We start from the raw sequence: 21,529 nt of genomic DNA on the forward strand, positions 1-21,529 counted from the left end.
GGGCGCATCACGACGAAAGAGTGGCGCGCTCCGCCACGTAGTCGCGCACCGCCTCGTAGGTGCCGGGCAAGCTGTCGTAACGCTCCTCGCGCTCAAACAGATCGCCCACACGCGTGGGGAGCGCGGGGCGGTGGCCGGTGGCGCGTTCCACCGCGTCGCAGAACTTGGCCGGGTGCGCGGTCGCCAGTGTCACAACCGGCACTGCCGGATCGATCCCCGCAACCCGCGCGGCGTGGAGGCCGATGGCAGTGTGCGGATCGATGATCTCGCCGCACTTCTCCGCAGCCCATGCCATCGCCCGCGCCATTTCATCGGCATCAGCCCGCGCGCTGGTGAACAGCGCCGCCGCACCCTGCCGCTGCGCATTGGTCAACTGCATCGCCTTGCTCGCCTCGAACCCGCGCATCTGCTCCGCCAAGGCCGCGCCATCGCGCCCGCCGAGATCGTAGAGCAGCCGTTCGAAATTGCTCGACACCTGGATGTCCATGCTCGGCGCGTCGGTGGGAGTGACCTGGCCCGCCGAATAGTCGCCGCTGGAAAGTGCGCGGTGGAGAATGTCGTTGATATTGGTCGCCACGATCAGCCGCTCGACCGGCAGGCCCATCGCGTGCGCGACATAGCCCGCGAAGACATCGCCGAAATTGCCGGTCGGCACGCTGAAGGCCACCCGCCGCTGCGGCGCACCCAGTTGCAGGGCGGCGGCGAAGTAATAGACCACCTGCGCCATCAGCCGCGCCCAGTTGATCGAATTGACCGCGCTGATGCGGTACTTGCCGGTCATCTCGGCATCGACGAACATCCGCTTCACCGTGGCCTGCGCGTCGTCGAAGCTGCCGTCGATGGCGATATTGTGGACATTCGGTGCGAGCACCGTGGTCATCTGGCGGCGCTGCACGTCGCTCACTCGGCCGTGTGGATGCAGCATGAAGATATCGACTTGGCTGCGCCCCGCTACTGCGTCGATCGCGGCGCTGCCGGTATCCCCGCTGGTCGCGCCGACGATGGTCAGGTGATCGTCGCTACCCTTCAGGAAATGCTCGAATAGCCGCCCGAGCAGTTGCAGCGCCACATCCTTGAACGCCAGCGTCGGGCCGTGGAACAGTTCGAGCAGCCAGTGCTGCTGGTCGAACTGGGTGAGCGGGGTGACGGCGGCGTGCGAAAAGCGGCCATAGGCGGCGGTGCACAGATCGCGCAGTTCGTCCTCGGTAAGACTGCCCGCAACGAAAGGGGTCATCACCCGCACTGCCAGTTCGGCATAGGGCAGGCCCGCCATTGCCGCGATCTGGGCCTCGGTAAAGCGCGGCCAGCGTTCGGGGACGTAAAGCCCACCGTCGCTGGCAAGGCCGGCAAGGGTGACGCCCTTGAAATCGAGCGCCGGGGCAGAGCCGCGGGTGGAGACGTATCGCATGGCGGTGCGCGTTAGCGGCCTAGGCCGCCTGCGGCAAGAAAGCTCGTGGCTGGCGACCCATTCAAGAGCTGGTATAAATGTCAGCCCGGACCTGTTCCGGGCCCGGTGCTTTTCCTTTAACGGTGGAAAAGGGAAGCACTGGCCCGGAACAAGTCCGGGCTGACAAGTGCTATTTGCTCTCCCGCCAGCGCCGCCGCAGCGCCAGCCAGTAGATCACCAGCGCAGTGAGCGCGAAGAAGAACCACTGCCCGGCGTAGGCGAGGTGGTTGTTGGGCAGGTCGTTGGGATCGGGGACTGCCGCAGGCTCTAGTCCGGCCTGCGGCGTCGTGGCGACTACCTTGAATTGCTCCCCCATCGGCGCGAGAACGCCCACAAGTTCGCCCCCGTTCCAATCCACCCGCTGAGGCGATTGGGACCAGCCAATGACACCGTAAATCTCACGGAGTGGCCCTCCTTCACTGCGAGGCGGCATCGATTGCTGCAAACAAGTATAGCGGTGGACATACCCTGTCTGACCAGCCAAGTTCCGCCCAGCGACGGCTTGCCATTGGAATGGACGGCTACAGGAAATCGTCACATTGCGATATAACAGCTCTTCGGTAGTCCGGAGGTTCTCCAGCCGCACCGGCGGCAATTGCTGCGCATCGGCAAAGCCCGCAATCATCACCGCCTTCTCGTCTGCCCGCCCAAGCTGCCAGAACCCCAGCATGACCATCACCGCCGCAGCGGCCACCACCACGACCGTCGGCACAATCGGCACCTTGCGCCCCGCGTTATTGGCACTCACGACAGATCACTCCCGTCATGCCGGTGTTCCGCCGCCCCGCGCCGATATTCGCTCACAAGCAGCCAGCCCTTGACCAGCCGCAGCCCGCCGATGACGCCGCCAATGGTCAAGGGCAGCCACAGTAGCACATGCACCCACCACGGCGGCGCGACGGTCAGTTGCAGCCAGATCGCCAGCGCGACAATCGGTGCGCCAATCAGGAAGGTCAGGAAGGCCGCCGGGCCATCTCCCACGTTGAACTTCGCATAGTCCAGCCCGCAGGCGGTGCAGCGGTCGGCGAATTTTACCCAGCCCGCAAACAGGGTTCGCTCGCCGCAGCGCGGGCACAAACCGAAAAGGGCAGCCTGACCCGTGGGAGGCTGCCCCTTCTTTGCTGGCGTTTCAGCCGTCACCGGAAGTTCCTAGTGGATTTCGGCACCCCAGCCGCCCCAGACATAGACCGAGACGAAGAGGAACAGCCACACCACGTCGACGAAGTGCCAGTACCATGCTGCCGCTTCGAAGCCGAAGTGCTGGCGCGGGGTGAAGTGGCCCTTGTACACGCGGAACAGGCACACGGAGAGGAAGATGGTGCCGACCAGCACGTGGAAGCCGTGGAACCCGGTCGCCATGTAGAAGGCGCTCGAATAGTTCACCCCGCCGAAGCCGAAGCTGGCGTGGCTGTATTCGTAGGCCTGGATCGCGGAGAACAGCACGCCCAGCGCGATGGTGAGCCACAGGCCCTTCTTCAGCCCGTCCCGATCACCGTGGATCAGCGCATGGTGCGCCCAGGTGACGGTGGTGCCGGAGCACAGCAGAATGATGGTGTTGAGCAGCGGCAGCGCGAAGGGATCGAGCACGTGGATGCCCTGCGCGGGGAAAGTTGCCAGCGCGGCGGCGCCTTCCTGCCCGATGATGTTTTCCCAGATATTGTCACCCACTTCGCGCACCGGAGCGGGGAACAGCGCGAAATCGAACCAGGACCAGAACCAGCCGACGAAAAACATCACTTCCGAAGCGATGAACAGGATCATGCCGTAACGCAGGTGCAGCTGCACTACCGGCGTGTGATCGCCGCGCTGCGCTTCCTTGACGATGTTGGTGAACCAGGCGAAGAACGTGGCGATCAGCCCGGCGATGCCAAGGCCGAGCACGATCCGCCAGCTGGTTTCGCCGAATTCGCCCGCATCGCCGTGCATGAACAGCACCATGCCGCTGGTGAAAACCAGCGCCGAAAGCGCGCCGATGAACGGCCAGATATCGGGCTCGAGAATATGGTAATCGTGGTTCTTGGCGCCGGCCATGATACAGTCCTGATCCTTGCGTTTGTCTGGCCCTTAATACCCGCCTTGCCGCGGGTCCAGAGGCTTAGCTTGCTTCTTCGGTGGGTTCGGGGTTGACTTCGGGTTGTTCGAGAGCGCGGTGGAAGGTGTAGCTCAGCGTGATCTGCTCCACCCCCTGCATGTTGGGATCGTCCAGCGCCGCCGGATCGACGAAATAGAGTACCGGCATCCGGACTTCCTCGCCCGGTTGCAGGGTCTGTTCGACAAAGCAGAAGCATTGGATCTTGTTGAAATAGCGCCCCGCCGCTTCCGGTTCGACATTGAAGGTGGCAGTGCCGGTGATCGCCACGCTGGAATTGTTGCGGGCGATATAGGTCGCCATGTCGCGCTGGCCGATGGAAACGGTGTCGGTCACCTGCACCGGGCGGAAGTGCCACGGCATATCCCGCGCGGTATTGGCATCGAAGCGGATCGAATAGGTCTGACCGCCGGAACTGAGCCCCAGCCGCTCGGCCAGGTTTGCCTCGGCTTCGGTCGCCACCTGGGTCGTTCCACCGAAGCCGGTGACGCGGCAGAACAGATCGTAAAGCGGGACTGCGGCAAAGCCGAGGCCGAGCATGGCCAACGCCCCGGCAAAGGCCATCAACATGGTGCGGCGATTGCGATCTTCGAGGGTAGCAGTCGTCATCAGTCACCCATCCTGACAATGGTAATGGCGTAGAACAGCGCCACGAAGCCGAACAGTACCAGCATGAACACGAGGTTCCTGGCCTTGCGGCGGCGCTTGAATTCTTCCTCGTCCTGCGGCGTCATGCGAGCACCCAATTGTCGACCACCAGCGCCCCGAACAGCGCGAAGAGATAGAATATGGAATAGGCGAACAGGCGCTTTTCGGGCTTCATGCCATCGCCTTCCACCGCGCGGCGAAGACCGACGGGAACCGACAAGGCGAAGAATAGGCCCGTAAGCGCTAGCGCCGCCCCGCCGTAGATCGCGCCGGTCCCGCCGATATACCAGGGCACGGCAGCGAGCGGGAGCAGCAGCAGCGAATAGAGCAGTATCTGGCGGCGGGTGGAAACCTCACCCGCAGCCACTGGCATCATCGGAATACCCGCTTCGGCGTAGTCGATCTTGACCCAGAGCGCGAGCGCCCAGAAGTGCGGCGGCGTCCACATGAAGATGATCGCGAACAGCAGCACCGGCATCAGCGTGATCTCGCCCGTCACCGCGATCCAGCCGATCAGCGGCGGAAAGGCCCCGGCGGCTCCGCCGATCACGATGTTCTGCGGCGTGCGCGGCTTGAGCCACATGGTGTAGATCACCACGTAGAAAAAGATCGAGAAGGCCAGCACCGCGGCGGCGAGCCAGTGCACCGCCAGCCCCATCACCATTACCGACGCGCCCGATAGCAGCAGGCCGAAATCGCGCGCATCCTCGCGCCGGATCGCCCCGGTGGGGAGCGGGCGGCGCATGGTGCGCTTCATCTTGGCGTCGATATCGGCTTCCCACCACATGTTGAGCGCACCCGCGCCCCCCGCAGCCAACGCGATGCACAGGATGGCGGTGAAGCCGATTACCGGATGGATCGAGCCGGGTGCCGCCAGCAGGCCGCACAGGCCGGTAAACACCACCAGCCGCATGACCTTGGGCTTGGTCAGCGCGAAGAAATCGCGCCAGTCCGCCGGCATCGTGGTCACCACCCCAGCGGCCACCGGACTCACGGCAACTGCGGTGCGGGAAACTTCGTCGGCTGAAGGGGCGGTAATGGTGGTCATGGTCCTGTTACTGAAATTGCTTTTGGCAGAAGGGGCGCTCCGTTTCCGGCGCGCCCCTCCCCTTTGTCGTCTTTCAGGCGAGGGTCGCTGCCGTCAGGCGGTCGCGGGCCGCTCGCTGATGTGATCGTCGTGGCTGTGGTGATCCTCGATCACCGGCAGCGTTTCGAACTGGTGGAACGGCGGCGGGCTGGACAGGCTCCATTCGAGCGTGGTTGCACCTTCGCCCCAGTAGTTGCCCGCAGCGCGCTTGCCCACGGTAAAGGCATAGGCGAGGTTGATGAAGAACACCGCCACCGATGCCAGCACGATCAGGTAGCCGTAGCTCGCCACTTCGTTCCAGTGCGCATAGGCCGCCGGGAAGTCCGGATAGCGGCGCGCCATGCCTTGCATGCCGAGGAAGTGCATCGGGAAGAACACCACGTTCACCCCGATGAAGAACAGCCAGAAATGCACGTGGCTGAGCAGTTCGGAATGCCAGCGGCCGCTCATCTTCGGGAACCAGTAGTAAAAGCCCGCGAAGATCGAGAACACCGCACCCATCGACAGCACGTAGTGGAAGTGCGCCACCACGTAGTAGGTATCGTGCAGATTGTCGTCGATCCCGCCGTTGGCCAGCACGACGCCGGTTACGCCGCCTACGGTGAACAGGAAGATGAAGCCCATCGCCCATACCATCGGCGATTTGAACTCGATTGAACCGCCCCACATCGTCGCAATCCAGCTGAAGATCTTGATGCCGGTCGGCACCGCGATCACCATGGTTGCGGCGGTGAAGTACATCTTCGTGTTCACGTCGAGGCCCACAGTGTACATGTGGTGCGCCCAGACGATGAAGCCGACCACACCGATGGCGACCATCGCATAGGCCATGCCGAGGTAGCCGAACACCGGCTTGCGGCTGAAAGTCGCCACGATCTGGCTGATCATGCCGAAGCCCGGCAGGATCATGATGTAGACTTCCGGGTGGCCGAAGAACCAGAACAGGTGCTGGTACAGCACCGGATCGCCGCCACCCGCTGCGGTGAAGAAGGTGGTGCCGAAGTTGCGGTCGGTAATCAGCATGGTGATCGCCGCAGCCAGCACCGGCAGCGCGAGCAGCAGCAGGAAGGCCGTTACCAGCACCGACCAGACGAATAGCGGCATCTTGTGCAGGGTCATACCCGGCGCGCGCATGTTGAAGATGGTGGTGATGAAGTTGGTCGCCCCCAGGATCGAGCCTGCGCCCGCGAGGTGGAGCGAGAAGATCGCGAAGTCGACCGCCGGGCCTTGCGAGGCCGTGGTCGATAGCGGAGCATAGACCGTCCAGCCTACGCCCGCACCCATGCCCGTGCCGCCGGGCACGAACAGCGAGAACAGCAGCGACATGAAGCCCGCCACGGTCAGCCAGAACGAGATGTTGTTCATGCGCGGGAAGGCCATGTCCGGCGCGCCGATCATCAGCGGCACGAACCAGTTGCCGAAGCCGCCGATCATGGCGGGCATGACCATGAAGAACACCATGATCAGGCCGTGCGCGGTAATCAGCACGTTCCACATGTGGCCCTGCTGGTCGAAACTGGAGCCGTCCCCGCCCAGCCAGTCGACGAACATGCCCAGCCATTGCAGGCCCGGCTCTGCCAGTTCGAGCCGCATCGCGCCCGAAATGCCGCCGCCTACGATCCCGGCGATGATCGCGAAGATCAGATAAAGAGTGCCGATGTCCTTGTGGTTGGTGGACATGAACCAGCGGGCGAAGAAGCCCGGCTTGTGATCGGCACCATGGTGCGCGTCATGGGTATCGTTGTGAGCGACGAAGTTGTCGGCGGTGGTGGCCATGTCGTATCGGACCTTGTTCTCTATTCGTCAGTCAAAATCAGGCGGCAGGAGCGGGCGCAGCGGGATCGGCTGCGGGCGCTTCGGCATCGGTGGCGGCGGCAGGGGCCGGAGCAGGCGCAGCGGCAGCAGCTTCCGCCGCTTCGATCTGCGCGCGGGTCTGCCCGCCCGGCTGGCTCTGCACCCAGGCGTTGTAGTCTTCGAGTGAACGGGCTTCGATAGCGATCGGCATATAGCCGTGGCGCGCGCCGCACAGTTCCATGCACTGGCCGTAGTAGATGCCCTCTTCCTCGATCACGAGGATCTTCTCGTTGATGCGACCGGGCACCGCGTCGAGCTTGAACCACAGCGAGGGGATGCCGAACGAGTGGATCACGTCAGACCCGAAGGTCTGCAAGCGGATCGGCACGCCGACCGGCACAACCATGCGGTTGTCCACCGCCAACTGGAACGGTTCACCGGCATCAAGCGAGGCACTTTCGTCGAGCATATTCGAAATCACTTCGAACCCGCCGTTGTCGACATATTCGTAGCCCCAGTACCACTGGTAGCCATTGGCCTTGATGGTGATCGCGTCTGCCGGGGGGGCCTGGTACTGGCGCGCCAGCAGGGTGATCGACGGCACGGCGATCACCACCAGGATGATGACAGGGACAACCGTCCAGACGATTTCGATCAGGGTGTTGTGGCTCGTGCGCGAAGGCACCTGGTTGCGGCGGCGGTTGTAGCGCACGATCACCCACAGCAGCAACGCGAGGACGAACAGCGAAATTACCGTGATGATCGGCATCAGGATCGCGTCGTGCATCGACAAGGCATAGTCGCCGTTGGCGGTGTACTGATCCTGGAAGGTGAGCGACGCCATCGCATCTTCTTCATAGGGCGTGGGCTGGCCCTTGATCATGCCCGGGCCGAAGTATTCGAAGGCCGGAGCGGACTCGGTCACGGTCGCATCCGCTGTCACACTGGTGTCTGCACCGGGAGCGGCAGCGCCAGCCTGATCGGGAGCATTCGTTTCCACAAGCGAGGGATTGTCGTTCAGGTCCTGCGCGCCAGCCGAGGGCACCAGCGCAGCGGAAAGGCCTACTGCGGCCAGCGCCAGCGTGAGGAATTGCAGCTTCCTGCGGACAAGGTCGGCGAAATTCATTGCGACGATACTTCCCATCTTGAACCCGGTCACGGGCGACCGCGCCGGCCCGGAGCCAGCGCCTTGCGCGGGCCTATACGCACGCTTGCTCCGTGTCTCAAGCGGCTCTAGGGACTTTTTTCCACCGGGTCCATGCGGCCCTTCGTCCCGTATCCCCCCAGCGTTGCAAAGGCCCTGCGCAGACCGCCATGACCACCGACGAAGTTCTCGCCGAATTCCGCGCCAGCGGTGCGCTGCTCGAAGGACATTTCAAGCTCAGCTCGGGCCGCCATTCGGGGCATTACCTGCAATGCGCACGGGTGCTGATGAACCCGCACCGCGCGGCCATGCTGGCAGAAGCGCTGGCGGCGCGGATACCGGGGCACATTCTCGATTCGCTCGATGCCGTGGCCAGCCCGGCGATGGGCGGGATCATCATCGGCCACGAAATGGGCCGCGCGCTGCATCTCGATGCGATGTTCCTCGAACGGCCCGATGGAGAGTTCCACCTGCGCCGCGGCTTTGCACTGAAGCCGGGCGCGCGGGTGCTGATGGTGGAGGACGTCGTCACCACTGGCCTGTCGAGCCGCGAAGCGATCGCCGCCGTGGGTCGCGAGGGCGGCAAGGTGCTGGCCGAAGTCGCGCTCGTGGACCGTTCGAACGGCACGGTCGATCTGGGCGTGCCGTTCTTCCCGCTGATCGACATCGATTTCCCGACCTACGCGGAGGATGAAGTGCCGCCCGAACTGGCCGTGATCCCGGTGACCAAGCCGGGGAGTCGGAAGTAACGCCATGACAAAGCACCTGAGGCTCGGCGTCAATATCGATCACGTCGCCACGATCCGCAATGCGCGCGGCGGGGATCATCCTGATCCGGTGCGCGCGGCGGAGATTGTCGCGCGCTGCGGCGGGGACGGGATCACTGCGCACCTGCGCGAAGACCGGCGGCATATCCGTGACGACGACCTGCGCCGCATCCAGGCAGCGACCGACCTGCCGCTCAACCTGGAAATGGCCGCGACCGAGGAAATGCTCGCCATCGCGCTGGCGCACATGCCGCACGCGGCCTGCATCGTCCCCGAAAAGCGCGAGGAGCGCACCACCGAAGGCGGGCTCGACGCGGCGGGGCTGCACAACCATCTCCAGCCGATCGTCACCCGGCTGAAGGACGCAGGCATCCGCGTGTCGCTGTTTATCGAGGCGAGTGAACTGCAACTCGATGCCGCGCTGCGGCTCGGCGTGCCGGTGGTGGAATTCCACACCGGCGAATATGCCCATGCGGAAGGCGAGCAGCGCGCGGTCGAACTCAAGCGCATCGCCGAAATGGCCGCGCTCGCCGCCAAGAACGGCATCGAGCCGCACGCGGGTCATGGCCTCACCTACGAAAACGTCCAGCCGATCGCCGCGATCCCGCAACTGGCGGAGCTCAACATCGGCCACTACCTGATCGGAGAGGCGATTTTCGAAGGGCTGGAACCGGCCGTACTGAAAATGCGCGAACTGATGGATCTGGCGCGGTGAGAACAGCGGCATGATCGTCGGTCTCGGTTCGGACCTGTGCAATATCGAGCGGATCCAGAACTCGCTCGACCGCTGGGGCGAGCGGTTCCGGGCGCGTGTGTTCACCGATGTCGAGAACGCCAAGGCCGCGCGCCGTCCGCACACGATGGCGGGTACCTATGCCAAGCGTTTCGCCGCCAAGGAAGCTTTCTCCAAGGCGGTCGGCACGGGGTTCAAGCGCGGGGTGTTCATGAAGGATATCGGCGTGGTCAACGCCCCCAGCGGCGCGCCCACGCTCGCGCTCACGGGCGGGGCGGCGGCGCGGCTGGCTGAACTGACGCCTGCCGGGCATGTGGCGACGATCCACGTCACGCTGACCGACGATCACCCGTGGGCCCAGGCCTTCGTGATTATCGAAGTGCACCCGGCATGAGCGGCACTCCGGCTCCGGACGGCAAGGAGCGCATCAACTGGTGGGCCGAGGCCCGCGGGCTGGCGCTGATGCTGCTCGCGGTGCTGGCCTTCCACACCTTCATTGCCAAGCCGTTCTACATCCCCAGCGCCAGCATGGTGCCCAACCTGCTGGTGGGGGACCGGCTGGTGGTGAGCAAATATCCCTACGGCTGGAGCTGGGTTTCGGCCAGTTTCCACGTGCTCCCGCGCGAAAGCTGGCGGATTGCCCCCGCTACCCCCGAATATGGCGACGTGGTGATCGTCGTGCCGCCGGACCGGGCGGAGGATTACATCAAGCGGGTAGTCGCCCTGCCCGGCGATACCATTGCCATGGTAGACGGCCAGATCGTCCTCAACGGCCAGCCCGTACCGCAGGATATGGAACCGCCGGTGCGCCTGCCCGCCGAAAACGACAACCTCTGCGCGCGCGGTGACGGGTTCGACAGCCCGTGCCTCGACGATTTCGAACCCTACCGCGTTACGCTGGAAGACGGCACTCAGGTTTACGAGCCACCGACCTACCGGGAAACTCTTCCCAATGGCGCGAGTTACCTCATCATCGATCATCGCAAACAGGGGCTTGATGACATGGAACCGGTAACCGTGCCCGATGGCCATGTCTTCCTGATGGGCGACAACCGCGACCATTCGGCAGACAGCCGCGCGGATGCCGCGCCGTTCGGCAATGGGCTTGGCGGCCCTGTGCCGCTGTCCAGTGTCGGCGGGCGAGCGGAATTCATTACTTTCTCGCTCGATGGCCGCTCCACCTTCAACCCGCTGACATGGTGGGACGCGCTACGCGGTGGGCGCGCGTGGACGAGCCTGCGACCTGAAATCAGGCCGGTACCATGAGCACGAGCGATGACGCCGACTTGAGCGACGAGGCGCTGGGCGCGAGCCCTACCCGCATTGCCAATCCGGCGTTACGGTTCGAAGCGTGGCGCGCGCTGGTGTGGGCCTCGGTAATCGGACTAATCATCCTTGGGGTCTATATATCGCAAAGCTTGCTGGTGATTTTCGGTGCGCTGGTGTTCGCGTCGATGATCGACGGTGGGGCGCGATTACTGGGGCGGGTGCTACCTCTGGCTCGGGTGTGGCGCGTCAGCATCGTGCTTATCGCAACCACCGCATTCCTCGTCTGGCTCGGCATTTTCGCCGGGTCGAGCATTTCGCAGGAAGCTGCCCAGTTTCCCCAGATCGTGCAGGAGCAGGCGCAAAGCATCTTCGGGTGGATGCAGGCGCAAGGCTTCGAAATCGACATGGGCATGGTGCAATCGATGTTCAGCCAAGCCGCGAGCGGCTTCGGCACCGTGACGCGGGCGCTAGGCGGCCTGCTCGGCGGGCTGACCACCCTGCTGCTGATAACAATCATCGGCATTTACGTCGCCTTCGAACCGCGGCTTTACGAACGGGGCGTTGCATGGATGCTGCCCACCGCGCGGCGGAGCGAATTCTACGAGACCGCCAGCCGCATGGGCTTCACCATGCGCCGCCTGATGTTCGGGCGGATCGTCGGAATGGTGGTGGAAGGGATTTTCACTTACGCCGCACTCGTGGGCTACGGCCTCGTGACCGGCGATGAAATCCCGATGGCTGCGCTGCTGGCGATCCTCACCGGCCTGCTCGCCTTCGTGCCGAACATCGGGGCGATCATCTCCGGCGTGCTGATGGTGCTGGTGGGCTTTTCAGGCGGGTCGCAGATGGGGATATACACCATCGTCGTCTATCTGCTGGTGCAGAATATCGATGGCTACATCGTGGTCCCGATGATCGCCCGCAAGACCGTCGACCTCGCCCCCGCGCTGGTGCTGGCAATGCAGCTGGTGATGGGCATCCTGTTCGGCATTCTCGGCCTGTTCCTTGCCGATCCGCTGCTGGCGATGATCAAGGTGGCGCTGGAACAGCGGGCGCGCCATAATGAGGAGGATGCCGGAAACGAGGAGGCATCCGGCAGTCCGGCAATGGAGAATTCCCCTGCGTAAGTTCCTTTACACCATCGTGTTCCTGATCGTGCTGGTGATCGCCGGCCTTTTCGCGCTGCGCACCTTCGGCGAGGAATTGACCGAGATCGCGCTGGTGCCGAGCGCCGAATTCGTCGAGCAGGACCCGCTCGACACCAATGCCTATCAGGACCCGGCGATGTGGTTCAGCAGGCCCGGCATCGGCGTGGCGAACGATCCGGCGCGCTGGCAACCGGCTTTCGCGGCGGAAGTGGCGCCGGTCGGGTCTGCCAGTGCGGCGACAGTTCCTGTTGAGGCAGCCGAGCCTGCTACTACCGGAAACACCCCCCGATTCGCGGTGTTCTTCATTCACCCGACCAGCTTTTACGACGCGCGGCAATGGAACGCCCCGCTCGCCGACGAGGAATCGCAGAACCGCGCCCGGCTGATGGTGCGCGGCATGGCCAGCGCCTTCAACCGCGCGAGCGAGATCTGGGTGCCGCGCTACCGGCAGGCGACTTTCGGCGCTTTCATCACCGACATGCCCGAAGCGACGCAGGCCTTGGACGCCGCCTACCGCGACATCGATCAGGCCTTCACCTTCTTCCTCGATTCGATCCCCGAAGACATGCCGATCGTGCTCGCCGGGCACAGCCAGGGTGGCTATCACGTCACCCGGCTGTTGCAGGAGCGGGTCGCGGGAACCCCGCTGGCAGAGCGGGTGGCGATGGCCTACCCGGTTGGCTGGCCGATCTCCATCGAACACGATCTGCCCGCCCTCGGTCTGCCCGCCTGCGGCTCGCCTCAGCAGGCAGGCTGCATTGTCAGCTGGGCCAGTTTTGCCGAACCCGCCGATCCCGGTCAGTTCCTGCGCCGCTATTCCGCGATTCCCGGCAACGACGGCGAGCCGCGGGGCGACGATGCCATCCTGTGCGTCAATCCGCTCAGCGGGGTGCTGAACGGCGAGGCGGATATGGCGCAGAACCTCGGCACGCTTGTGCCCGAAAACGACCTGTCGTCCGGCGAACTGGTGGCGGGGGCCGTCCCGGCGCGATGCAGCAGCAACGGCCTGCTGCTGGTGGGCGACCCGCCCGAGCTTGGCCAGTATGTGCTGCCGGGCAACAATTATCACGTCTACGATATCCCGCTGTTCTGGCGGAACCTGCAGGAAGACGTCGTTCGCCGGGTGGAAGCATGGAACGCCAATCGTCAATAGGGCCGCTCCTGACCGAGAATGCAGGGGAGTTCCGCGATGCGCTGCCGGATGGCGGCGTGCTGCTGGGGCTCGATCTCGGCACCAAGACCATCGGCATTGCCATAGCCGACGCCGGATGGTCCTTCGCCACGGCAGGCAAGACGCTGGCGAAGAGCAAGTTCGGGGCCGACCGCTCCGCGCTCGAAGCGATCTGCAAGACACGCGGGGTCAAAGGGATCGTTATCGGCCTGCCGCTCAACATGGACGGCACCAGCGGCCCGCGCGCGCAGGCGAGCCGCAGCTATGCGCGCAACCTGCTGCAACTGGGGTTGCCGGTGCTGCTGTGGGACGAACGCTGGTCCACCACCAGCGCCGAGCGGGACATGATCGCGCAGGATTTCAGCCGGGCCAAGCGCGCGACGATGATCGACAGTCACGCCGCCGCCGTGATCCTGCAAGGCGCAATCGACCGGCTGGCGGGGGGGATTTTGTAACCTCTCGTCATTGCGAGCGAAGCGAAGCAATCCATTCCCTGACGTAGGAATTTCAGCAAAGCGCAGGAGATGGATTGCCACGTCGCCTTCGGCTCCTCGCAATGACGAAGTTATGAACTGAATTCGAGTATTCTCCTTTTTCGCGCCGCTTCCAACGCCACCAGCCTGCTGCTCGATGCTTCCGCGCGCCGCCACAGCGCATCCCGCTCCGCCAGCCCAAGCACCCCCGCCTGCGCTTCTAGCGCAGTCAGCCGCATCCGGTCGCTGGGGTGCGACCCGGCGAAGTGGTGCGCCAGATCGCGCGCCTCCTCGCCCCCCAGACCGACCGCCACCCGCAGGAACGTCTCGCTCCCGCCGGGGCTGATCACACCCGCAATTTCATTCTTCTCCACATCGAATCGGTACTGGTCGAGCCACCCTTGCGCCCCGCCAGCGTGCATCACGTTGAGCGACACCGAGAGGCTTTCGGGCGGCAGCTGCGAATGCACGTCGAGATGCGCGCGGTAATGCATCAGCTTGCCCGGCGTCAGCGTCGAGCGTTCGACAAACTGCAGCCCCGCCGCCTCGCCGATAGCGCCCGCCACCCGCTCGTAATCGTATTCCCAGTAGTCGCTGGCATAGCCCGGTCCGAAGTAACCCAAGGTGAGGAAATCGAAGTCGTGATCGTGCGGCAATTCGTAGCTGAAGGCCCCCCTGCCGCTTGCCCGAAACATGTGTTCATCGACGCTCGGCCAAAAATTGGCGCGCATGTAGAATTCGCTACCCAGCGTAGACAGCATGATGACCTGCGGCCCGTAATCACTCGCATCTTCGGCTGCCTTCACCCCGCGCTTCAATTCATCGAGCAGCATATCGCCCAGAAAGTCACGGTTGTTGCCCAGCCGTCTTAGCCAGTGCGCCGCGCCGAGCAGGCTCTCCTCTTCCCACGGGTGGAAACCGCTGGCGTGCAGGGCTTCGATGCAGTCCCCGAGTTCACAAGCGGCTTGGTCCAGGCAATCGACTACGCGCGGCATCCTGTGGCTCCCAGTTCGGCGAATTCAGGATAGTTTTCGAGTAATTGCGCCCGCAGTGCCCCGGCGTTCGCCGCCAGCGGATCATTGGCGGCACGCGCCATATTGCCCAGCGCCGCGAAGCCCTCTGCACTATCGAGGGCAAGACACTCGCGCAGCGCCTGCCAGCGCAGCGATCTATCGCCTTCACCCGTAGCCAGCCACGCCATTTCCGGAGCCGCATCGCTGCGGCCCATGCGGCCGAGCAGCGCGACGATCATTTCCTGCCGGCTGGTGGCAATGGTGCCCGCACTCTGCGAAAGCAGCGCTCCGGACTGCGCATCATATTCTCGCCCCGGCTCAGGCTCGGCGGCGCTGCGCATCAGCCGCAGCACCACCAGTCGGCGCTCGACCGAATCGACCACCAGCGTCTCGCTCGCCGAATCGAGCGCGATCCGCTCCCCGCCTCGCAAGGAAAGCGCCTCGCGATCGAACTGCACCGCCGTCCCGCCCGCCGGTCGCGCCCGCACGATCCGGGCCTGCCCCTCGCCTGCAAGCACTGCATCGAAGCGGCTGGCATCCGAGAATGTATAGGTGCGATGATCGAGCCGCCCCGGCTCGCGCGCCTGGATCATCAGTTGCACCCGGCCTGATCGCGCTAGCAACAGCGTGCCCGCCGCACCGTCAAAACCGTGGCGGAACGGCGGGTGACCGATCGGATTGGCTTTCAGCGCTGCGCAATAGTGCCGCACCAGCAACGCGATCAGTCGCTCGGCCTCGCCCACCTCGGTGAACATGGCTTCGAGCAGCGGGCACATTTCCAGCGGAGCACCTTTGCCGTAGCGGTAAAGCTCCTCCGCCAATTGCTCACCGCCCGGTTCCGCACGCCACGCGGTCCGCGCCGCGTCCATTGCGGTCTGGGCCTGGCGTTGCGGACCGCGATCGGTCCGCAACGCTGCGATGAAAGGGTTCAGTTCCATCCTCGCTCGACCCGAATGTTACAGCAGACCGCCGGTCGGCGGAGCGCTGTCATAGACCAGCGTGGCGAGGATAATGATCGTGTCGTTGTGGCCGGGGCCGCCCGGCGTGGTAGTGGTTCCGAACACGCCGGTCAGCGTTTCGAGATCGGGCAGGCTGCTCAGATCGAGCTTTGGGAATTTCATCGATTGCTCTCCGTTCCAGGGATGCGACGCGAATGTCGATCCGCTGGAGAGCATGGCTTGTGCAAGCACAGGCAGGAAATTAAATTATTGTAATACAGTTAGTTATTATGATGTCTGGGTCTTGAGCACAACCACGATCCCTGCCGGATAGTTCCCGCTGTGCGGCAGTGCCAGCCGCTCGGCATCAGCGCGGGCGCGGGCGAGGATGGCGGGATTGACCGCCGGATCGGCGATCACGGCGTCCGCCGTGCCGAGCAGCCGCGCCTGCCGCAGGGTAAGGTCTTCGGGATCGTCACTCGCCAGGGTGAATTCGTGGACCTGCGTCGCTTCCGGCTCGCCCGCCGCCTCCAGCCAAGCATCCACCCGCTCCGCATTGCCCTCGACCAGCGGATCGAGTGCCCCGCCCTCGCCCAGCGCCGCATCGAGCGCGCGGCGGCGTTCGGGCATGTCCGGAAAGCGGGCGCGGATGGCGTCTCGCGCGGTCGAAAGACGGTCCGCCAGCGCACCCAGATCGGCAGGCAGCAATTTTTCGAGCCGCAACCGCAATTGCTTGGCAAGGCCGGCGGAAGCCCCGCCGGTTCCCACCGCCACCAGCACCGGATCACGATCGAGAATGCTCGGCGTGGTAAAATCGCAAAGTTCTGGCCGGTCCACCACATTCACCAGTAGCCCGGCACAGCGCAGGCGGATCGCATCGGCCTCACACATCGCCGGATCGTCATGCGCGATGAAGGCGAGCCGTGCACCGAGGTCCAGCCCCTCCTGCATGTCGGCCACCACCCGCCCACCAGCGCGTTCGACCAGCCGCCGCTTGGGTTCGGCCATGCCCCCCTCGCCCAGAACGATCACCGGCTGTCCGGTGATCTGGTGGAAGAGCGGCAGCGATTGCATGACAGCAGGATCAGTCGAGCAGGAAGTCGGGCACGCGCTCGGCATCCATGATCGCGTCCGCCGGAATCCGGTCCGCCACCACCGCGAACCGTGCGCCATCCACCAGCACTTCGGGCACGAACCCGCGCGAATTGTAGCTGCTGGCCATCGTCGCGCCATAGGCTCCGGCGGTGCGGAACACCGCGAGGTCGCCCGATTGCAGCGCGTCGCAATCACGGTCGCGCGCAAAGGTATCCCCGGTCTCGCAGATCGGGCCGACGATGTTGGCCGTCATCCGTTCGCCCGTGGGATTCACGGCGTCAAAATCGTGCCACGCGCCGTAGAGTGCTGGCCGAGCAAGATCGTTCATCGCCGCATCGACGATCACGAATGGCGGGCCGTTGCCGCCGCGCTTCACCCGCACCACGCGGGTGAGAAGCACCCCGGCGTTGCCCGCGATCACGCGCCCCGGCTCGAAAGTCGGGTGCACGTCCCAGTCGGCGGTAACGCGCGCCACCATCGCCCCGTATTCGGCAGGCGATGGCGGGTTCTCGCCCGCCTTGTAAGGCACGCCCAGCCCGCCGCCGAGATCGACATGGGTAATGGTATGCCCGTCAGCACGCAGGTCCGCCACCAGCGCGCCCACCTTGACGAAAGCGGCTTCGAGCGGCGCCAGATCGAGCAGCTGGCTGCCGATATGCACCGCCACCCCGCGCAGGTTCAGCCCTTCGAGCGCGGCCAGTTCGCCGAAGGTTTCCCGCGCGCGCACCAGCGGGATGCCGAACTTGTTTTCCGCGCGGCCGGTGGAAATCTTTTCGTGGGTCTTGGCATCGACATCGGGATTGATCCGCAGCGTCGCCGCCACTTCGCGGCCCTGTGCTGCGGCGAGTTCCGCCAGCTCGCGGCCTTCTTCGGAAGATTCGATGTTGAACTGGCCGATCCGCTTTTCCAGTCCGAGCAGCAGCTCTGCGCGAGTCTTGCCGACGCCGGAGAACACGATCTTGTCAGCCGGAACCCCCGCCGTCAGCGCGCGGATCAGCTCACCACCCGAAACGACATCTGCGCCATAGCCCTCACGGCTCAGCACCTTGAGCACGGCAAGGTTGGGGTTCGATTTGACCGCGAAGGCGATCAGCGGCTCGCGGCCGGACGCTGCCGCAATCGGTGCCAGCCCTTCGCGGAACACCCGCGCGTGCCGCTCCAGTGTGGCGCGCGAATAGACGTATACGGGTGTGCCGACCTCCTCCGCAATGCGCGAAAGCGGCGTGTCTTCGGCGTGGAGTTCGCCTTCGGTGAGATGGAAATGGTCCACGGTTTACTCTTCCGGCGGGAGATCGAAGGGATCGTCCGCGCGTTCCTCGCTCTCGCGCCGCAGTTCCACGCTGCGTTCGGGCGCAGCCTGCGGATCGATGGCGAGCAGTTCGTCTGCAGTCAGCGGCTCGCTTGCGCCATAGGGAGCGGGCGGCAGCGCTTGCGGGGCGACCGGCTGCAGCGGCGTGCGCTGGGCGCAGGCCGAAAGCAGCAGCGCAGTACCGATTACGGCGAGAGTGCGTTTCGTCATGCGTTCATTCCCAATGCCTTGCGCGCTTCGGCTACGCGTTCCTTCACTTCGGCGGGCGCGGTGCCGCCGTAGCTGCTGCGCGCCGCCACCGATGCTTCCACCGACAGCGCCTGATACACCCGTTCGTCGATCCGCGCATCGATGGCTTGCAAATCAGCAAGCGGCAAGGCCTCCAGCGCCACGCCCCGGCTCTCGGCCAGCTTCACTGCTGCGCCGGTGATGTGGTGCGCCTCACGGAACGGAATGTCCGCCTGCCGCACCAGCCAGTCGGCCAGATCGGTGGCGGTAGCATAGCCCAGTTCGGCCGCTTGCCGCATCCGTTCGGTGCGGAAGTCGGCGCCTGCCACCATTCCCTCCATCGCCGCAAGGCAGAGGTGGAGCAGCCCCGCCGCTTCGAACACCGGCGGCTTGTCGTCCTGCATGTCCTTCGAATAGGCGAGCGGCAAGCCTTTCATCGTCACCATCAGCGCCACCTGGCAGCCGACGATCCGCCCCGCATGGCCGCGCACCAGTTCGGCGGCATCGGGGTTTTTCTTCTGTGGCATGATCGACGAACCGGTGCTGAGCGCATCGGGCATCCGCACGAAGCCGAACGGCTGGCTGGCCCAGATCACGAATTCCTCCGCCAGCCGCGACAGGTGCAGCGCGCACATGCTGGCGGCGCCAAGGAAATCGAGCGCGAAGTCGCGGTCCGATACGGCATCGAGGCTGTTGGCAGTCGGAGCGGCGAAACCCAATGCCTGCGCGGTCATTTCGCGATCGATCGGGAAGCCGGTGCCGGCAAGTGCGGCAGAGCCGAGCGGGCACTGGTTGAGCCTTTTGTGCGCGTCGCTGAAGCGCGATACGTCGCGGGAAAGCATCTCGTAGTACGCCATAAGGTGATGGCCGAGCGTCACCGGCTGGGCGACCTGCAGGTGCGTGAAACCGGGCATGATGCTGCCCGCGTGCTCTGCCGAACGGGTAACGAGTGCGCGTTGAAGCGCTGCAAGTCCCTGTAATGTAGATTCAATCGTGTCGCGCACCCAGAGGCGGAAATCGGTTGCCACCTGGTCGTTGCGGCTGCGCGCGGTGTGCAGGCGACCGGCGACGGGGCCGATCAGCTCCGCCAGCCGCGCCTCGGTGGTCATGTGGATATCTTCGAGGTCCCAGTTTTCGGGAACTCCATCTCGCTGATATTCCTCGGCGATTTTCTCGAGCCCGGCAATGATCGCCTCGGCATCGGCATCGCTCACGATGTCGCAAGCCGCCAGCATGGCAACATGCGCACAACTCGCGTCGATGTCCTGCCGCCACAGCGCCTTGTCGAACGGGATAGAGGCGTTGATTTCGCGCATGATCGCGCTAGGTCCTTCGGCGAACCTGCCGCCCCACATCTTGTTGCCCGCTTGGGCATTGGAGGAATTGTCCGTGGCCAAAATGCGTCTTTCCCTACTTGCAGCGGCGGTCCTGCTGGCGGGGTGCGATAACGGCGCGGGCGGGGAAGCGCAAGAAACCCCCGCTGCGGGCGCAACAAGCGAATATGTGCCGCTTGTGGGCGAGCCCGATCCGATCCTGGCGGGCGAGGCGATCCCCGCGGTGACACTGGTCGACCCCGCTGGCGCAGAACTGGCGTTGGCGGAAGTCGAGGGGCCGGTGCTGCTCAACCTGTGGGCCACCTGGTGCGTGCCCTGCGTCACCGAAATGCCGCTGTTGGACGACTTGGCTGCCGACTACGAGGGGCGTTTGCAGGTCATCACCGTGAACGAGGACGGATTCGGCGCCGAGCCGGTGGAGCATTTCTTCGCCGAGAATGATCTCGAAAACCTCCCGCGCTGGATCGACTCGGACAATGCGCTGGCCGGGGCGTTCGGTGGTGGCTCCCTGCTGCCGCTGACAGTGCTTTACGATGCCGAGGGGCGCGAAGTCTGGCGGGTGATCGGCGCGTGGGAATGGGATGGCGAAGAAGCGCGAGCGGTCATCGATGAAGCACTGACGGCCGACACTGCCGCCAGCGCGGAATAGTCGGGCAGGCCCAGTCCCAGCTCGTCCAGCCGCGCACCCGCCAGCCCGGCCACCAGATGGGCCTTCAACTTCGGCCCCGGCGGAATGCGCGAGCCGGGAGCCATCAGCAGATCGCGGAACAGCGCGGGCCAGATCGAGCTCGACTGGAACGGCGGAGTGAAGCCCCAGGTCAGCCACTGGTAGAGTCGCACGTGCTCTTTGCGCAGCGAGACGTATCGGGCGAGCGCGACATCGAGCGTGTCTGCCTGCTCCAGCGCTCGGGCCAGTCCAAAGGCATCGAGCAGCGCCATATTCGCGCCCTGCCCTAGCTGCGGACTTGCGGCGTGCCAGGCGTCACCCACATGCGCGGTGCGCTCGCCCGTAGCAGCGGGGCTGGTACGGTGAGCGTAGCGGGCGAAGGTGAGCTGGTGGGGATCGGTCAACTGGTCGCAGACTGCCTCGCACGCGGGCCACAGGCGGCACACCTCGCTTCGAAATCCCGGCATTCCGGCGGTAAGCCAACCCGGATATTCGTCCCCGCGCAGCGACCAGAAGAAGGCCGCCCTTCCCTCACCGACTGCCAGCACGCCGACCATGCGATCGGCGCGACGGTATCGCTGTTCGAGCAGGCGCGCATCGAATGCGCCGCCGCCCGGCCAGTCCACCGTCGCCCACAGGGCGCCGAAGGGCAGTGTCGCCTCCCGGTGCGGCACCAGCGGCGAGCCTACGCCGAGCGCGTCGATCACCAGGTCGTGCGGCGGCGATTGCGTGTCGTCCGCGAAGGTGAGGTATCGCCCAGCGGGGACACAGGCAGAGCCCGTAACCTCGTGATCCGTGACGATCATCACCCCGCTGGCCTGCACCGCATCGAACAGCGTCCCGAACAGGCTGGCGCGGTGAATACCGAGACCGAAGGCATCCGGGATTGGCAGGTCGGCATAGGCCGCCTCCAGCACCGCTTCGCCTTCGGTGTTGCGCCCCAGCAGCGCATCGACGGGCGCGCCCCTAGCGACCACCGCTTCCGCCAATCCCAGAGCGGCGAGTACCGCCATGCCGGTGGGTTGCAGCATCAGCCCGGAACCGACCGGGCGCGGTTCGGCGAATCGCTCGTAGAGCGTGACCCGATGCCCCTGCCGCTCCAGCAGCAGCGCGGCAGCCAGTCCGCCGATGCCGCATCCGGCGATAGCGATGGAAAGGGGACTCAACGGCTAGGG

The 21,529-nt window shown here is 64.9% G+C and carries 23 protein-coding genes; 7 read left to right on the forward strand and 16 right to left on the reverse strand.

What is annotated here, in order from left to right; all coding sequences use genetic code 11:
• Positions 1-7 precede the first annotated feature (7 nt).
• The 8 genes from JY451_01500 to coxB all read right to left on the reverse strand — a co-directional run bounded on the left by JY451_01500 (position 8) and on the right by coxB (position 8,191).
• Positions 8-1,408 (reverse strand): threonine synthase, encoded by a 1,401-nt coding sequence (locus JY451_01500; protein QZH75332.1) that lies wholly within the window; start codon positions 1,406-1,408, stop codon positions 8-10.
• A 169-nt stretch (positions 1,409-1,577) separates the two neighbouring features.
• Complete coding sequence (locus JY451_01505) at positions 1,578-2,123, reverse strand: SURF1 family protein (protein QZH76493.1); 546 nt, start codon at positions 2,121-2,123, stop codon at positions 1,578-1,580.
• Between the two features lie 68 nt (positions 2,124-2,191).
• Positions 2,192-2,587 carry a DUF983 domain-containing protein gene (locus JY451_01510; GenBank protein QZH75333.1) on the reverse strand — a complete coding sequence of 132 codons (396 nt, stop codon included), beginning with the start codon at positions 2,585-2,587 and terminating at the stop codon, positions 2,192-2,194.
• A gap of 9 nt (positions 2,588-2,596) precedes the next feature.
• A complete protein-coding gene (locus JY451_01515) occupies positions 2,597-3,478 on the reverse strand; it encodes a cytochrome c oxidase subunit 3 (GenBank protein ID QZH75334.1) in 882 nt (293 codons plus the stop codon).
• Between the two features lie 64 nt (positions 3,479-3,542).
• Positions 3,543-4,145, reverse strand: a complete 603-nt coding sequence (locus tag JY451_01520; GenBank protein QZH75335.1) for a cytochrome c oxidase assembly protein — start codon at positions 4,143-4,145, stop codon at positions 3,543-3,545.
• 121 nt (positions 4,146-4,266) lie between these two features.
• Complete coding sequence (locus JY451_01525; GenBank protein QZH76494.1) at positions 4,267-5,145, reverse strand: heme o synthase; 879 nt, start codon at positions 5,143-5,145, stop codon at positions 4,267-4,269.
• 180 nt (positions 5,146-5,325) lie between these two features.
• A complete protein-coding gene (ctaD, locus tag JY451_01530; GenBank protein QZH75336.1) occupies positions 5,326-7,047 on the reverse strand; it encodes a cytochrome c oxidase subunit I in 1,722 nt (573 codons plus the stop codon).
• A 37-nt stretch (positions 7,048-7,084) separates the two neighbouring features.
• Positions 7,085-8,191: a cytochrome c oxidase subunit II gene (coxB, locus tag JY451_01535; GenBank protein ID QZH75337.1), complete on the reverse strand. Its 1,107-nt coding sequence runs from the start codon at positions 8,189-8,191 to the stop codon at positions 7,085-7,087.
• Positions 8,192-8,379: 188 nt separating this feature from the next.
• On the opposite strand from coxB, the gene JY451_01540 reads away from it, so the two are divergent.
• From JY451_01540 to ruvX, 7 genes are read left to right on the forward strand one after another with little or no spacing between them, the layout of a single operon-like run.
• A complete protein-coding gene (locus JY451_01540; GenBank protein QZH75338.1) occupies positions 8,380-8,958 on the forward strand; it encodes an orotate phosphoribosyltransferase in 579 nt (192 codons plus the stop codon).
• A gap of 4 nt (positions 8,959-8,962) precedes the next feature.
• Positions 8,963-9,691, forward strand: a complete 729-nt coding sequence (locus JY451_01545; GenBank protein ID QZH75339.1) for a pyridoxine 5'-phosphate synthase — start codon at positions 8,963-8,965, stop codon at positions 9,689-9,691.
• Between the two features lie 10 nt (positions 9,692-9,701).
• Entirely contained in the window at positions 9,702-10,103 is a 402-nt protein-coding gene (locus JY451_01550) for a holo-ACP synthase (GenBank protein QZH75340.1), read from the forward strand.
• Positions 10,100-10,975, forward strand: coding sequence for a signal peptidase I (gene lepB / locus JY451_01555; protein ID QZH75341.1), 876 nt, complete (start codon positions 10,100-10,102; stop codon positions 10,973-10,975). Before JY451_01550 ends, lepB begins: the two co-directional genes overlap by 4 nt.
• Positions 10,972-12,105: an AI-2E family transporter gene (locus JY451_01560; protein ID QZH75342.1), complete on the forward strand. Its 1,134-nt coding sequence runs from the start codon at positions 10,972-10,974 to the stop codon at positions 12,103-12,105. Before lepB ends, JY451_01560 begins: the two co-directional genes overlap by 4 nt.
• Complete coding sequence (locus JY451_01565; GenBank protein ID QZH76495.1) at positions 12,050-13,279, forward strand: DUF3089 domain-containing protein; 1,230 nt, start codon at positions 12,050-12,052, stop codon at positions 13,277-13,279. Before JY451_01560 ends, JY451_01565 begins: the two co-directional genes overlap by 56 nt.
• Entirely contained in the window at positions 13,258-13,752 is a 495-nt protein-coding gene (ruvX, locus tag JY451_01570; protein QZH75343.1) for a Holliday junction resolvase RuvX, read from the forward strand. The genes JY451_01565 and ruvX overlap by 22 nt, the downstream gene beginning before the upstream one ends.
• Positions 13,753-13,862: 110 nt before the next feature.
• Here the strand turns inward: ruvX and JY451_01575 are convergent, their stop codons facing one another.
• From JY451_01575 to JY451_01610, 8 genes are all read right to left on the reverse strand, one after another.
• On the reverse strand, positions 13,863-14,765 hold the full coding sequence (locus JY451_01575) for a transposase (GenBank protein QZH75344.1): 903 nt from the start codon (positions 14,763-14,765) through the stop codon (positions 13,863-13,865).
• Positions 14,753-15,721, reverse strand: coding sequence for a hypothetical protein (locus tag JY451_01580; GenBank protein QZH75345.1), 969 nt, complete (start codon positions 15,719-15,721; stop codon positions 14,753-14,755). Before JY451_01580 ends, JY451_01575 begins: the two co-directional genes overlap by 13 nt.
• 18 nt (positions 15,722-15,739) lie before the next feature.
• The gene (locus JY451_01585) at positions 15,740-15,904 is read right to left on the reverse strand and encodes a hypothetical protein (protein QZH75346.1); all 165 of its coding nucleotides are present in this window, start codon (positions 15,902-15,904) and stop codon (positions 15,740-15,742) included.
• A gap of 105 nt (positions 15,905-16,009) precedes the next feature.
• Complete coding sequence (locus tag JY451_01590; protein ID QZH75347.1) at positions 16,010-16,795, reverse strand: siroheme synthase; 786 nt, start codon at positions 16,793-16,795, stop codon at positions 16,010-16,012.
• 10 nt (positions 16,796-16,805) lie between these two features.
• The gene (gene lysA, locus JY451_01595; protein QZH75348.1) at positions 16,806-18,086 is read right to left on the reverse strand and encodes a diaminopimelate decarboxylase; all 1,281 of its coding nucleotides are present in this window, start codon (positions 18,084-18,086) and stop codon (positions 16,806-16,808) included.
• Between the two features lie 3 nt (positions 18,087-18,089).
• Entirely contained in the window at positions 18,090-18,335 is a 246-nt protein-coding gene (locus tag JY451_01600; GenBank protein ID QZH75349.1) for a hypothetical protein, read from the reverse strand.
• A complete protein-coding gene (gene argH, locus JY451_01605) occupies positions 18,332-19,708 on the reverse strand; it encodes an argininosuccinate lyase (GenBank protein ID QZH76496.1) in 1,377 nt (458 codons plus the stop codon). Before argH ends, JY451_01600 begins: the two co-directional genes overlap by 4 nt.
• A 507-nt stretch (positions 19,709-20,215) precedes the next feature.
• Positions 20,216-21,520 (reverse strand): FAD-dependent monooxygenase, encoded by a 1,305-nt coding sequence (locus JY451_01610; GenBank protein ID QZH75350.1) that lies wholly within the window; start codon positions 21,518-21,520, stop codon positions 20,216-20,218.
• Positions 21,521-21,529 lie beyond the last annotated feature (9 nt).

The sequence above is a fragment of the Erythrobacter sp. genome, from assembly GCA_019739335.1.
Lineage (GTDB): Bacteria > Pseudomonadota > Alphaproteobacteria > Sphingomonadales > Sphingomonadaceae > Alteraurantiacibacter.